The organism is Bacillus sp. FJAT-42315, assembly GCF_002797375.1.
In the GTDB taxonomy this organism is placed as follows: Bacteria; Bacillota; Bacilli; order Bacillales; family Domibacillaceae; genus Bacillus_CE.
Window position 1 is genome coordinate 73,162 of record NZ_KZ454942.1, and the last position, 13,814, is coordinate 86,975.

The 13,814-nt window shown below is 41.0% G+C and carries 15 protein-coding genes and 1 rRNA gene; 2 read left to right on the forward strand and 14 right to left on the reverse strand.

The features are described from left to right. Nucleotides 1–165: 165 nt before the first annotated feature. Both CEF22_RS17950 and CEF22_RS17955 read right to left on the reverse strand, forming a co-directional pair. Nucleotides 166–1,720 (reverse strand): 16S ribosomal RNA (locus CEF22_RS17950). 248 nt (nt 1,721–1,968) lie between these two features. Beyond that, nucleotides 1,969–2,199: a hypothetical protein gene (locus CEF22_RS17955; RefSeq protein WP_094836936.1), complete on the reverse strand. Its 231-nt coding sequence runs from the start codon at nt 2,197–2,199 to the stop codon at nt 1,969–1,971. A gap of 124 nt (nt 2,200–2,323) precedes the next feature. Between CEF22_RS17955 and CEF22_RS17960 the strand changes: the two genes are divergently transcribed. Continuing rightward, the gene (locus tag CEF22_RS17960; protein ID WP_100404132.1) at nt 2,324–3,070 is read left to right on the forward strand and encodes a polysaccharide deacetylase family protein; all 747 of its coding nucleotides are present in this window, start codon (nt 2,324–2,326) and stop codon (nt 3,068–3,070) included. Nucleotides 3,071–3,084: 14 nt separating this feature from the next. Here CEF22_RS17960 and CEF22_RS17965 read toward each other — a convergent pair whose 3' ends face one another. Further along, on the reverse strand, nt 3,085–3,696 hold the full coding sequence (locus CEF22_RS17965; RefSeq protein ID WP_100404176.1) for a KinB-signaling pathway activation protein: 612 nt from the start codon (nt 3,694–3,696) through the stop codon (nt 3,085–3,087). A gap of 142 nt (nt 3,697–3,838) precedes the next feature. On the opposite strand from CEF22_RS17965, the gene gerD reads away from it, so the two are divergent. Further along, nucleotides 3,839–4,414 (forward strand): spore germination lipoprotein GerD, encoded by a 576-nt coding sequence (gene gerD, locus CEF22_RS17970; RefSeq protein WP_100404133.1) that lies wholly within the window; start codon nt 3,839–3,841, stop codon nt 4,412–4,414. Nucleotides 4,415–4,464: 50 nt separating this feature from the next. Here the strand turns inward: gerD and CEF22_RS17975 are convergent, their stop codons facing one another. From CEF22_RS17975 to truA, 11 genes are all read right to left on the reverse strand, one after another. Continuing rightward, nucleotides 4,465–5,517: an Mrp/NBP35 family ATP-binding protein gene (locus CEF22_RS17975; protein ID WP_100404177.1), complete on the reverse strand. Its 1,053-nt coding sequence runs from the start codon at nt 5,515–5,517 to the stop codon at nt 4,465–4,467. An 88-nt stretch (nt 5,518–5,605) separates the two neighbouring features. Next, entirely contained in the window at nt 5,606–6,310 is a 705-nt protein-coding gene (cwlD, locus tag CEF22_RS17980; RefSeq protein ID WP_095479246.1) for an N-acetylmuramoyl-L-alanine amidase CwlD, read from the reverse strand. Nucleotides 6,311–6,415: 105 nt separating this feature from the next. Beyond that, nucleotides 6,416–7,897 (reverse strand): PH domain-containing protein, encoded by a 1,482-nt coding sequence (locus tag CEF22_RS17985; RefSeq protein WP_100404134.1) that lies wholly within the window; start codon nt 7,895–7,897, stop codon nt 6,416–6,418. Beyond that, entirely contained in the window at nt 7,894–8,388 is a 495-nt protein-coding gene (locus CEF22_RS17990; protein ID WP_100404135.1) for a PH domain-containing protein, read from the reverse strand. The genes CEF22_RS17985 and CEF22_RS17990 overlap by 4 nt, the downstream gene beginning before the upstream one ends. A gap of 193 nt (nt 8,389–8,581) precedes the next feature. Next, nucleotides 8,582–8,971 (reverse strand): DUF3887 domain-containing protein, encoded by a 390-nt coding sequence (locus tag CEF22_RS17995; RefSeq protein ID WP_232726222.1) that lies wholly within the window; start codon nt 8,969–8,971, stop codon nt 8,582–8,584. Continuing rightward, nucleotides 8,968–9,663: a YhfC family glutamic-type intramembrane protease gene (locus tag CEF22_RS18000; protein WP_100404136.1), complete on the reverse strand. Its 696-nt coding sequence runs from the start codon at nt 9,661–9,663 to the stop codon at nt 8,968–8,970. Before CEF22_RS18000 ends, CEF22_RS17995 begins: the two co-directional genes overlap by 4 nt. 63 nt (nt 9,664–9,726) lie before the next feature. After that, entirely contained in the window at nt 9,727–11,085 is a 1,359-nt protein-coding gene (locus CEF22_RS18005; RefSeq protein WP_100404137.1) for a GHKL domain-containing protein, read from the reverse strand. Nucleotides 11,086–11,091: 6 nt separating this feature from the next. Then, nucleotides 11,092–11,841, reverse strand: a complete 750-nt coding sequence (locus CEF22_RS18010) for a response regulator transcription factor (protein WP_100404138.1) — start codon at nt 11,839–11,841, stop codon at nt 11,092–11,094. 213 nt (nt 11,842–12,054) lie between these two features. Further along, nucleotides 12,055–12,447, reverse strand: a complete 393-nt coding sequence (rpsI, locus tag CEF22_RS18015; protein ID WP_100404139.1) for a 30S ribosomal protein S9 — start codon at nt 12,445–12,447, stop codon at nt 12,055–12,057. 29 nt (nt 12,448–12,476) lie between these two features. Further along, the gene (gene rplM, locus CEF22_RS18020) at nt 12,477–12,914 is read right to left on the reverse strand and encodes a 50S ribosomal protein L13 (protein WP_100404140.1); all 438 of its coding nucleotides are present in this window, start codon (nt 12,912–12,914) and stop codon (nt 12,477–12,479) included. Between the two features lie 150 nt (nt 12,915–13,064). After that, nucleotides 13,065–13,808, reverse strand: a complete 744-nt coding sequence (gene truA, locus CEF22_RS18025) for a tRNA pseudouridine(38-40) synthase TruA (RefSeq protein WP_100404141.1) — start codon at nt 13,806–13,808, stop codon at nt 13,065–13,067. Nucleotides 13,809–13,814 lie beyond the last annotated feature (6 nt).

Here is a 13,814-nt window from a genome sequence, read left to right on the forward strand (position 1 = left end):
AATGGCGATTACTCGGTTATTGCTTGGTTACTTTATACAATATTATCCAGTTTTCAAAGAACAAGTAATAGTTATAGAAGGAATTCATCCTTCAAAACTGAACAAAATAAAACGCATCGTTAATTTGAGTAAGAACAACGTTCTTACTTTCCGTTCTATCCTTAGAAAGGAGGTGATCCAGCCGCACCTTCCGATACGGCTACCTTGTTACGACTTCACCCCAATCATCTGTCCCACCTTAGGCGGCTGGCTCCCGTAAGGGTTACCCCACCGACTTCGGGTGTTACAAACTCTCGTGGTGTGACGGGCGGTGTGTACAAGGCCCGGGAACGTATTCACCGCGGCATGCTGATCCGCGATTACTAGCGATTCCGGCTTCATGTAGGCGAGTTGCAGCCTACAATCCGAACTGAGAATGGTTTTATGGGATTGGCTAAACCTCGCGGTCTTGCAGCCCTTTGTACCATCCATTGTAGCACGTGTGTAGCCCAGGTCATAAGGGGCATGATGATTTGACGTCATCCCCACCTTCCTCCGGTTTGTCACCGGCAGTCACCTTAGAGTGCCCAACTAAATGCTGGCAACTAAGATCAAGGGTTGCGCTCGTTGCGGGACTTAACCCAACATCTCACGACACGAGCTGACGACAACCATGCACCACCTGTCACTCTGTCCCCCGAAGGGGAACGCTCTGTCTCCAGAGTTGTCAGAGGATGTCAAGACCTGGTAAGGTTCTTCGCGTTGCTTCGAATTAAACCACATGCTCCACCGCTTGTGCGGGCCCCCGTCAATTCCTTTGAGTTTCAGTCTTGCGACCGTACTCCCCAGGCGGAGTGCTTAATGCGTTAGCTGCAGCACTGAAGGGCGGAAACCCTCCAACACTTAGCACTCATCGTTTACGGCGTGGACTACCAGGGTATCTAATCCTGTTTGCTCCCCACGCTTTCGCGCCTCAGCGTCAGTTACAGACCAAAGAGCCGCCTTCGCCACTGGTGTTCCTCCACATCTCTACGCATTTCACCGCTACACGTGGAATTCCGCTCTTCTCTTCTGCACTCAAGTCTTCCAGTTTCCAATGACCCTCCACGGTTGAGCCGTGGGCTTTCACATCAGACTTAAAAGACCGCCTGCGCGCGCTTTACGCCCAATAATTCCGGACAACGCTTGCCACCTACGTATTACCGCGGCTGCTGGCACGTAGTTAGCCGTGGCTTTCTGGTTAGGTACCGTCAAGGTACCGGCAGTTACTCCGATACTTGTTCTTCCCTAACAACAGAGCTTTACGATCCGAAAACCTTCTTCACTCACGCGGCGTTGCTCCGTCAGACTTTCGTCCATTGCGGAAGATTCCCTACTGCTGCCTCCCGTAGGAGTCTGGGCCGTGTCTCAGTCCCAGTGTGGCCGATCACCCTCTCAGGTCGGCTACGCATCGTTGCCTTGGTGAGCCGTTACCTCACCAACTAGCTAATGCGCCGCGGGTCCATCTGTAAGTGATAGCCGAAACCATCTTTCAATCCTTCTCCATGCGGAGAAAGAAGTTATCCGGTATTAGCCCCGGTTTCCCGGAGTTATCCCAGTCTTACAGGCAGGTTACCCACGTGTTACTCACCCGTCCGCCGCTAACTTGAATAGAAGCAAGCTCCTATCAAGTCCGCTCGACTTGCATGTATTAGGCACGCCGCCAGCGTTCGTCCTGAGCCAGGATCAAACTCTCCGATAAAGTGTTTGATTGCTCATAAATTGTTTCACTTAGATCAACTAAGTTTTTTTAGAATTAACGTTGACGTTTATTTTGTTCAGTTTTCAAAGATCAATTTCAATCAATTGTCGTTTTCAGCGACTTTTCAATCATAACATAATGACTTTATAAAAATCAATATGTTTTTCAAAAATTATTTTTTGTTATCGTCACCATCGCGGCGACAAGTAATAATTTATCACGGAACAACTAATAAAGTCAACGCTAATTTAAAACTTTTTCAAAAAAGTTTTTTGATAAGCTAAATACTGCATACATTCTCCTTCGGGGGCCACTCGTTTAAACAACTCAAACAATCGTTCATACTTTGCTTTCATGGAGCATTTTACAGCTTCGGCGATTCTCGTATCACCCAAGTCAAATAAGATTTCATCCATTTCCCTTTTAAGCAAATAATAAATTTCTCTTTTCTCTTCCTCATTAATTAAAAGTGCTAGCATTTCATCACCCGTTATTTTTTATTCTTCTCATACTTCTATGCTATTCAGCGATTTGATTTGTTTGTCATAATATTTATGTACATGCTCATAAAATTCACTAAGACTACATGACCGGGGGGAGAGCATGATTTACTTTTATACATTGAACACGAAAAAAACAAAGCAGTTTTTGCTTTTAGTAGCTGTTTCATTCTTTACTGCTCTTTTATTGTTTTCAAAAAATTCCATTAGTATGCCTGTCTTTTCTTCAAAGGAGACACCTAAAGCAGTGTATAAAGGTGAGAAAGGAATCGCTTTAACATTCGATATCGGCTGGGGAGATGAAAAAGCGAGCAAAATTGTTCAAACTCTCATTCGGCATAAAACAAAGGCGACCTTCTTTTTATCAGGATCGTGGGCCGAGCGACATCCCGACTTAGTCAAAAAAATGAAAGAGCATCATTTTGAAATTGGGTTACTAGGATATCGGTATGTGGATTACACAACTTTAACGAACGAAGAAATAAAAAAGGATTTATTAAAAGCACAAGAGGTATTTAAAAAGCTGCAAATAGAAGATATCGAGCTACTTCGAGCACCAACTGGGCATTTTAACAAAGAAGTCATCAGTGTTGCGGAAGAAATGAATTTAACATATGTGCATTGGAGCATTAATACAGACGACTGGAAAAATCCTGGTTCAAAGCATATTATGTCGAAAATAAAAGAGGTAGAATCAGGGGATATTATTCTTATGCACGCTTCAGATTCAGCCAAACAAACAAACACACTGTTGCCAGAAGTGATTCAGCACGTGTCAAAGGCCGATCGAATGGTGACCGTTTCACAATTAATTGATAATGGAGTTGCTGAAACAAAATTAGTGAATTAAAAAAGCAGAGTTCTTCACACTCTGCTTTTTTCTGCCGGACGTTGATTATATTTAGGTAAAGCTAATAATTGAAACGCATTGCATGGTAATAATGTGAGCAACATAATGTATAGCCACTTTTTATCATTCACCTGCAACACCGGTAACCATTCTAACACCGTAAGCACAATCATAAAGAATAAAGCGGAAATGAACACGCTTTTATTCGTTAATTTCGCTTTCGCTATCGCTGTACCAACTCCTACTAGTAGCAAAAAACCTGCCAATACGAGATACGGCCATAACGACTCGCCTTGATCGCCAAACGCTTGAAAGCGGAAATACACAAGATCGAAAAGAACAAACGCAATCAGCAGTACCTGAACACTATTCCAAAATGAACGGAACATTCCTGCTCCAAATTGGTGAACGGTTAAATAAGCGAAAAAGCCCATTTGACTAATCACACTAAATGTAAAACCAACAGCAACATGCCAAGTAACGATGGAAAATACATCTTTCCAATCCCCTTGAACCATCAGCGGAGATAATTCATCCCAACGAATAAATAATCCGATAATACCTGCTGCCGCTCCGCCAATCATTAATGTATGTACAAAAAACCTTACCCAATTCCGGATCGTCACTGTCCTACCCCCAACAATATATTTATGCTCTTTTGATTGTATCAACGGGAGTAAAAAAAATCTAGGTAAAGCTAAGCCTCGTATATTTTCCACCGCTCTGCTCATATTAATGATAAAGCCAAGCATTGAAAGGAGCTTCCCCATGTTAAAAATGACTTTGCCGCTCCTCTTACTCGTATGTTTGTTATCAGCTTGCGGAGGAGGCACGCCACCTACTGGAAATGCCCAAATGGATTACGAAGCGACGAAGAAAATGGTCGTTGATATATTGAAAACAGATGATGGTAAGAAAGCATTACAAGAAATGATGAAGGATGAAAAGGTGAAACAGCAGCTAGTGATGGATCAGAAGGTTGTCTCTCAATCGATTGAACAAACAATCTTATCTGATAAAGGAGAAAAATTTTGGAAAGAAGCCTTTAAAGACCCTGCCTTCGCTGCAGCCGTCGCCAAAAGTATGAAAAAAGAACACGAAGCATTATTGAAGTCTTTAATGAAAGACCCACAATACCAAGCGATGATGCTCGATATTTTAAAGGACCCCGAATACGAAAAAAATGTGACGAAGCTGCTAAAAAGCAAAGAATACCGGAAACATCTACAAACCGTCATGAATGAAACATTTGAAAGCCCATTGTATCAAGCAAAAATCCAAGAGATATTATTAAAAGCTGCAGAAGAACAAGCAAAAGACAAAGAAAAAGAAAGTGGGAAATAAAAAAAGATGGACGCGGCTCCCCACCGTTGTCCATCTTTTTTTGAAGAAAATTAACCTAATTTGTTAATCACCTTATCAGCTATTTCTTTATAAATTAAACCTAATTTATGATCCTCGGCATAAACAGACGGAGCAAAATCTTCTTCATCCCAATCCGGCTGTTGTAGCGGTAAGCGACCTAACACTTCTGTTCGAAGCTCTTCTGCCAACTTATCTCCGCCTCCGCGACCGAAGACATATTCCTTCTCACTAGTTACTTTACTTTCAAAATAAGCCATGTTCTCCACGACACCAATCACTTCATGATCCGTTTGTAGCGCCATCGCTCCTGCACGAGCCGCAACAAACGCCGCCGTCGGATGTGGAGTAGAGACGATAATTTCTTTAGAATGCGGAAGCATCGAGTGAATATCTAATGCGACATCTCCTGTTCCTGGTGGTAAATCAAGTAGCAAGTAGTCTAAATCTCCCCACTCTACTTCTTGGAAGAAGCTCGTTAGCATCTTTCCAAGCATTGGACCACGCCAAATGACAGGTGCGTTATCGTCCACGAAAAAGCCCATCGAAATTACCTTGACTCCGAAGCGTTCTACTGGAATGATTTTATCTCCACGAACGACTGGACGTTGCATAATTCCCATCATATCCGGCACGCTAAAGCCGTAAATATCGGCATCAACAAGCCCTACTTTTTTGCCAAGGCGAGCTAGTGCTACAGCTAGGTTTACGGATACCGTTGATTTACCAACACCACCCTTTCCACTAGCAATTGCGACAAACGTCGTCTTGCTATTTGGAGAAAGCAGACCTTCCTCTTGGTCACCCTCCGCACCACGGTACTTCGCTAACTCTTCTTCTGGAAGATCAGCAAAACGAATACCGACTGTTTGTGCGCCCGCTTCTTTCAATGCATCGACAATCTGCATTTGCAGCTGCAGCTGTTCTGCTGTGCCCGTTTGCGCAATTGCCACTTTCACACTAACATGCTGTTTCTCTTCCTTCACACTAATATCGATAATACCGTTTGTTTCTGCTAACGTTTTATGTAAAAAAGGATCTTCCATTTTCGCTAAAATTTCTTGAACTTGTTCTATTGTTACCAACACATACACCATCCTTCTTCTGTCATCGTTTCATATCTCGTTTAGTATACCACATTCTCACGATGCAAAAGAAGGATCGGGCATGCTTTCACTTCTGCTCTTCATCTAAATATTTCATAACCCCCTTATAAATCGAAGCGGCCACCTTTTCTTGGTATTCCTCCGTCATCAAATCCTGCTTCTCATCCGGATTCGACAAAAAACCAATTTCTACGAGCGCTCCCGGCTTATTCGCATATTTCATTAAATACACATGATTAATTGCCTTGGCCATTCTCGTTGTATTTTCCAAATTTAATACCATCTCATCCTGAATCGCTTTCGCTAATTGGGTGTTCTCTGGCAAGGTCGGCATAAAAAATGTTTGTGCGCCCCGCCATCTCGGAGAAGGGATCGCATTCAAATGAATACTGACAAACAAATCCGCTTTAGACTCATTAATTAACCGTAGCCGCTCTTTTAAATCCTCCGTTTTTCTCGTGCGGTATCTTTTTGTATCTGGGTCGGCCAAGTCCTTGTCACTTTCCCTCGTCATCAGCACAATCGCTCCCTGCCCCTGCAAATAATCACGAACCTTTTCCGCCACCGCAAGAGCGACATCCTTCTCCAGCACTTCGTCATCTCCCGCTCCCCCATCAGGCCCACCATGACCTGGATCTAAATAAATCGTTTTCCCGGAAAGCGGCAGATTCCACGGCTTCCACGAATTCCGGTCCGCGATAAAATGTTGAAAGAGAAAAATACAAACGGCAACTGTCAAACAAAAGACGACAAGCTTCTTCCACCTCTTCATCTCATCCCCACCTTTATGATCCTCCTGTAGCTAACTTATGGGACAAGAATCAAGAATATGAAGAAAACTTGTGCGGATTAGGTCCACACAAGTTTTTTCACATTACTAGTTTTGCACCACTTCTGTTGTAGCCACTTCACCCTGGTGAATTTTCACTTCATTTCTTCTCACCGCATACCATGAATAAAATTTATCTGCCACTTCAGCAGGTACATCAGCCAGTTCCTCATAATGAACAGGTTGAGCACGATTCACCGTTTTAATCGTTGCCAAACCGAAAGATTTCTGAAGCTTCGACTGCGTTGCTTCTATTTCAATCACTTTACTTCGCTTCGTAATGAACAAAGACGAGGAAAATGCTCCTGTCTTCATTTGAATAAATTCCTCGGTTATTCGATATCGACTATTTTTATAATTAAAGACCTTAATCAAATAGGCAAAAGCAGTAGGTGCGACAGGAATATACCAGAAGGATGGTTTGAAATAGAGAACCGCAGCTGTTACGACCAACCAGAAGACACTATGTCTAATCATTCGTACCCAAAACGCTTCTTTCGGCAGCCGCTCCATCTGCCTCTCTACACGATAACTTGGCAAAATCTCCTCAAGAAACGGATACAACGAATTCGTCTCCGTTTCTTCAAAGTCCGTTCGTCCCGCACTAATTAGCTCCACTTCCGCAAGACCTAATAGTCGTTTCATAAAAGACTGGGTAATAACGATTGCTTGCACCTTCTCTTTTTGAATCATAAACGAGGACTCATCTAACACACCTTTTTTAATGTAAACACTTTGACTGTCAGAAGATATTTCGTATTTACCATATTTCATAAACGTCCGTACGATACCAATGCCAATAGATAACACGATCAACACTACACTCACAAGTGAAATAATCCACCATGATTTAGATATAACCTCAAAAAAATCTTTCGCAAACGTTTCTATTTGAAAAATATCATCCAATTTGAAGACAATAGGGAACAAGATAAAAAAGCTGAGCGAAATAAAAGACGCCTTCAATAAATCTTTTCTAGTCGGAGTAAAGTGTACGGTCTTTTCTTCCGTAGCAGGTGCCACAAATGTCGTTTCTGCTTGTCGGTCTAACCCCTCTTCATTTGCCAACGGCTCTCTAGCACGAACCCTATTGATTTGCTGTTCTAACTGATCGGCTTCTTTCCTTAGAAGAATATCAAACGTAACAGAACTCTCATCCCCTGCTGTTGCCGTTTCTACTGTCATACAGGTCACACGAAAAAGTTTATGGAAAATCGTTGTCCGACATTGAATATTTTGTACTTTACTAAAAGGAGCCGTACGATATGATTTCGAAAAAACACCTGACTGAACGTAAATGTTATTCTCTTTAATTTCATATTTGTATGTAAACCAATCGAGCAACGTCCATATTAAACGCGCTGCAATATAGACGATAAAAATAATTTGCAAAACCTCTATGTAGGTCTTGTCAGAATTGAAATTGAGAATAAATAAGAGGATGAAAAAGAAAGCATTTTCTTTGATCAACTTCCATATATCTAAAACCATTTTTAGCGGATGTAGCCTCTTTAATGGCTGTCCCATCATTCCACTCCCTTAATCTTTGCATAGTGGGCAATTTGATCGCGTAGCTCATGAGCTTCCGCCTGTGGAACTGCCGGAATTTCATGCGTCGTTCCCATCGTCCCAACACTAATTGAATACAGCCCATATTTCCGTAAAAAAGGACCTTGATTTAACTCAACAGACTGCACCTTCGTCACCGGAACTAAGACATGTACTTCATTCCATACACCATACCTTAACTGAATAAACTCTTCGCTTACATCATAACGCCAATATTTCTGCTTCAGCTCCGGTGCAAAGATGATACCCCAAATAGCTGCCATAACTGTTACAATAGCTAAACCAATTAAAACCCAACTAATCCATTCCCTCCAATCAAAATAGCTATAAAGACCGTAAAGCCCGCCTAATACCGCAAGAATAATGACATCGGATATGATTTCTGTCATCCGCCAAACCTTTACAGCATCCGGTGAAATGACTCTCTGCGGAGGCCTGATTGTTGAATACATACGAATCCTCCCTAAACATTAGTGACAATTATCTATACGGTTTATTCCGAAAAAAATTTCGCTGTAATTCACCCTATAAGCCTGGAATCAAACGCTTCAAAGTCTTTTTAAGGCATAAAAAAAGAACTTGAAATGAAAACATTCCAAATCCCTTTTATCGATACTTTCAATTAAATTTTATTCTAAAAACTCGTTATTTCACAAAAAGTCCACTGACTTGATTAGACTTGTTTATGGTCACCGTAAAAATACGCTGATCATTAGCATGCTTCGCGACTAACACAACAATATAATGGCCGTCTTTTTCCTCAACTGAAGATTTCTCAAATTTTTCAAATGCACCCGATTCCTCAAAAATCGGCTCAAGTTCCTTTAGCCTTTCTTCCGTCAACTCTTTCTTCAACGTACTATCAAAAGTTTCCCTTAACTCTTCGTATTGTTGATCATTCAGAAACTGGACAACATCTTCCGCTTGCTGAATCATTTTCTCTGATGTTTCCTCATCCACTTTATCCCCTCCACAGGCGCTTAAAAGTAGCAAAAGCATACACGCACTTACGATCGACACGATGTACTTTTTCATTTTACAACACTCCAGTTTTTTCTTAGTTTCATACAATAAGCAAAGAGAAAAATGCTCGTAATCATTAATAGCCCTTCGATCACAATGATGGAAGTTGAACTCGTGATAAGCAGTGGGACAATGCCTACGAATGAGTCGATCATGCCATGAATAACGATTGCATAAAGCAAATACTTGATTTGTCCACTAGCCACTCCCTTCAACACAAGGATAGACAGCCCAACATGAAGTAAAATAGCAAATAGCCGCTCTATGCCACCTATAAAATAATCCGTACCATGCATGAGCCACATGGTGGGGGAGAACAAGCTCGTTAAAGCACTCATGCCCAAAAATAACACCGCTTCAATTCCACCATGTCCAATGCCGAAAACGATACCATCATCCCAAGCGCGGTGATTTTTCATAAAGTATTTCATGGCGATATAACGAGCAATCCCTTCAAAAATGCCAGCTGAAAAGCCAAGCCCCAAAGCGAAAAAGAAAGGCTGTGTTGCTCGAAACATATCATACGCTATCACATTCCCGCTTAACCATTGAAGCAGAGGAAGCCTAAGTAACATTTGCGAAATGATAAAAGCCAATACACCTAAAAGATAAGGCCTGAAATAGCGCTTGTTAATAAGACAATAAAATAGAGCAGCTAACGGAAACATCATCCCTATCAACAATCCAAAAACGACTCCTGCCACCGCTTACATCTCCTCACTCGTTATGCATTGAGTATAAAGAGAAACGACCGCATTTGTATGTATTTATTTCAAAACTGGTCCGTTTTCATTCTTAAGCGGTCTATATTTCACGGATAAAATTTGAGTGAAATAAGGATACTCAAACACCGTTTCTAAACTAATGATCGGTGTACTATCAACGATTCGTTTCAATGAGAATAAACCGTAGCCTCTATCGCCTGTATCGTTTAATTTGCTTGAGACATTTTTTTGATAAATTTCTGAGAGCTTAATGCTTTTCTGGCGACAACTATTTTTTACGATAAATTTCTGCTCACCGTCCATTTCAAAAAAGGCAATCGTCAACTCTCGTTTCTCTGATAAACTCGCTTCTTCCACCGCATTATCTACGATGATCGAAATCGCACGAATGAAATCAACAAGCTCTATATAGATGCGGTCAATATCATGCGGTGTATCAATGATCACAGATACATTTTTTTGATGAGCTGCAATCACTTTGACACTGATGATGCTTTTGATTTCTGGCACTTTAATTCGAGCAAGCTTCACAAGCTCTAGCTCTTTATGATTCATAATAGTAGAAGTAGGCTTGATGATATCATTGTATACTTGTTCTACGAGATCAATATTTCTAGCGCGAACCCCCTCATCTAACGATAGCAGTAAGTTCAAATAATCATGGCGGAAACTGGCTAACTCTTCATGCATCACTTCCAATTTTTCCGTATAAGAAAGCAATTCTTGTTCGGCTGTTTCTTTGCGAGCTTGAATCACTTTTTCCTTGAATAAATGAGAGCTTAAAAAGAAAAAGAATAAGAGGACTAAAAATAGTAACAAAGAAATCACATAGCTTAAATCACTATATTTCTGATTGAAGGTATTTAACACACTCATACTTGGGCTTGATAAAATGATCAGCAAGAAATTACCTAGCAATAAAGAAACATAGCTGATGTAGTAGAAAGGACTTTGAATTAAGTAGTCGGCTATATGATTGATGGACTCTCTTTTCACAACAACGATCAACAAAATAAAAGACGCCGATAATAAATGAATGATACTAAAGCTTGATGCATATAGACTTAAATCCGACAAGAGCCATAATTCTAATAAAAGCTTTGGAATGATCGTCTTAGCCAATGAAATAATAAACAGACTCATACTCGCAAAGTAAAAGCTTTGAACGATCGTCAATCCTTGCTTATATTTGAGCAATCCTATACAAAGTAAAAAAAGAATAGGAATGATCGCATTAAATTCAGGATAGCCCGTATAGCTAACTAAGAAAACAAGAAAAACAGTCATGAAGAAGGACAACAATATAAGACCGCCCCAAGAAAACTTAGGATAACCGATTAAATATACATAAAAAACAATGTGACATAACCCAATGATGAAAAAAACGAGCATATCAATCATTTATGTCTAACCACCATTCTTGGAAAGATAGTGCTGCCACGTTGTATTCACTTTTTTGAATAAACGACGAGATACGGGTACACGAGCCTCGTTCGTTAAAACAACCACTTTTTCTTTCATATTGAATTCAACAATTTTCTCTACATTCACGACATAAGATTGATGACAGCGGATTAAACGCTCATCACGATCCTCCACCTCTTTTAGCTTCCCGTAAAAACGAATGACTCGATTAGCTGTTATTAGCTCTAGACGATGAGGCTCGGCTGTCATCACATACTCAATGTCTGCAAAAGGAACTCGTATCGTCGCATGAGTATTTTCTAAAATGAAATCATTCACTGGTGCAAAGCCTTGATTCGATTGTTTATATTTTAATAAACATGTTTCAATACGAGCATAAAGCGTTTCCTGACTTAAATGTTTGTCAATAAACGTTAAAGCAGACACCATGTACTGGTATGAAATAGGGGCAAATTCCGAATGGGTCGTAATAAACGCAATAATCCCCCATTCATCTACTCTACGGATGTCCTGTGCCACTTTAAATCCTTTTTGCTCCTCATTCTTTATTTCAATATCTAAAAAATAAATGTTATTCCTGGAAGAATGAGCGATTCTTTCGATAATACGTTCACCTTTACTCGTAGCAAAAATGGGTACATCCCCCATCTTTTGTTCCTCACAAATGGCCCTGATCATTCGCTTTAATTTTTCCGCTTGAATCACATCATCTTCTAAAATAAAAACGCTCATGTCCTCACTCTTTCTGCCATAGAAAAGCTTTTTTAAACTAACCGCTCAACTTAAGGATACCACAACCTTTTTATATAATAGTTACCAAGCTCAATCTATAAAGCGGGTTTGAAGAATATAGTCGGAAGGTTGGAGAAATAAACCACAAAGTCGAAGAAACCCCAAAAAAAACCCTTTCTCGCAATTGCGAGAAAGGGTTTCGAAAACGCCAAATTAACGTTTTGAGAACTGAGGTGCACGACGAGCGCCTTTAAGACCGTATTTTTTACGTTCTTTCATACGAGCGTCACGAGTTAAGTAACCAGCGCGTTTTAATGTTGGACGGAATTCAGGATCTGCTTGAAGTAACGCACGAGCGATACCGTGGCGGATTGCTCCAGCTTGACCTGTGTAGCCGCCTCCGTTTACGTTTACATGTACATCGTAGCTGCTTACAGTTTCAGTAGCAACTAGAGGTTGCTTGATTACTGTACGTAAAGCTTCGAATGGGATATAGTCTACTACGTCACGTCCGTTGATGACGATTTTTCCATCTCCAGGTACTAAGCGCACGCGAGCAACTGAGCTCTTGCGGCGGCCTGTTCCGATATATTGAACTTGTGCCAAGATAATGACCTCCTCTTAATAATTATTAATTATCCGCGAAGTTCGTAAACTTCTGGTTTTTGTGCTTCATGCTTGTGCTCTGCACCAGCATATACGTGTAATTTCTTCGCCATTTGACGTCCTAAAGAACCTTTTGGAAGCATGCCTTTAATTGCAAGCTCAAGCATTCTTTCTGGATAGTTTGTGCGCATTTCTAAAGCAGTACGGGTTTTTAATCCACCTGGGTACATGCTGTGACGGTAATAAATCTTATCCGTTAATTTCTTACCTGTTAATTCGATTTTCTCTGCATTGATGATGATCACGTGATCACCAGTGTCAACGTGTGGTGTATATGTTGGTTTATGTTTACCGCGTAAAATAGACGCTACTTCGCTTGAAAGGCGACCTAAAGTCTTGCCTTCAGCATCAACAACGTACCATTTACGTTCGATTTCGCTAGCTTTTGCCATATAAGTCGTACGCATTTGTGTTTACCCTCCTAAAAAATATGTTTTTGGTTCACTGTATTTATATCACGAATTGCTTTCCGGGGCTCATCGTGGGGTTAAATAACATACCATATGATATAATATATCTTTCAGAAATCATTGTCAAGAAAAAATGTCACACCCGGATTAGTTGCCATAGAATACTTGCTGAAGATACAAGCCTTCTGCTGGTGCCGTTTTACCGGCTTGCCCCCGATCCTTCGCTTCTAAAATTTTTTTTACTTCATAGGGATCTCGTTTTCCCATCCCTACTTCCATCAATGTGCCTGTCATAATACGGACCATATTATATAAAAATCCATTTCCGACAAATTTCAGTTCAATTTCATGATCTCGCTGTTCAATAGTAATCTCTTTTACTTCTCTCACTTTATCCTGCACTTCCGTTTTCGCTGAACAAAAGCTCGTGAAATCGTGCGTACCGATCAAATAAGCAGCTGCCTGACGCATTGACTCCAAGTTAAGGTCAAATGGACAGTGATAGGCGTAAAAGCGCTTAAACGGGCTTCTATGCGGCTCTTGATAGATTTTGTACCGATACTCCTTCCCGATAGGCGAAAAACGAGCGTGAAACGATTGTGGAACGGTTTCCGCTGTTAATACGGCAATGTCTCCTGGAAGCTGGCTATTTAATGCGACAGACCAACGCTCAGCTGGTAGCTCGAGCGGCGTGTCAAAATGAATGACTTGTCCAACGGCATGAACACCAGCATCCGTGCGCCCAGAAGCGGTCACTTTCACACCGCGACCTTTATGCATTTTTTTCAGTACTTTTTCGAGTTCCTCTTGCACGGTGCGACCGTTCGGCTGAATTTGATAGCCAGAAAACAACGCTCCGTCATAAGAAATGATACATTTAATGCGATTCATCTTTCA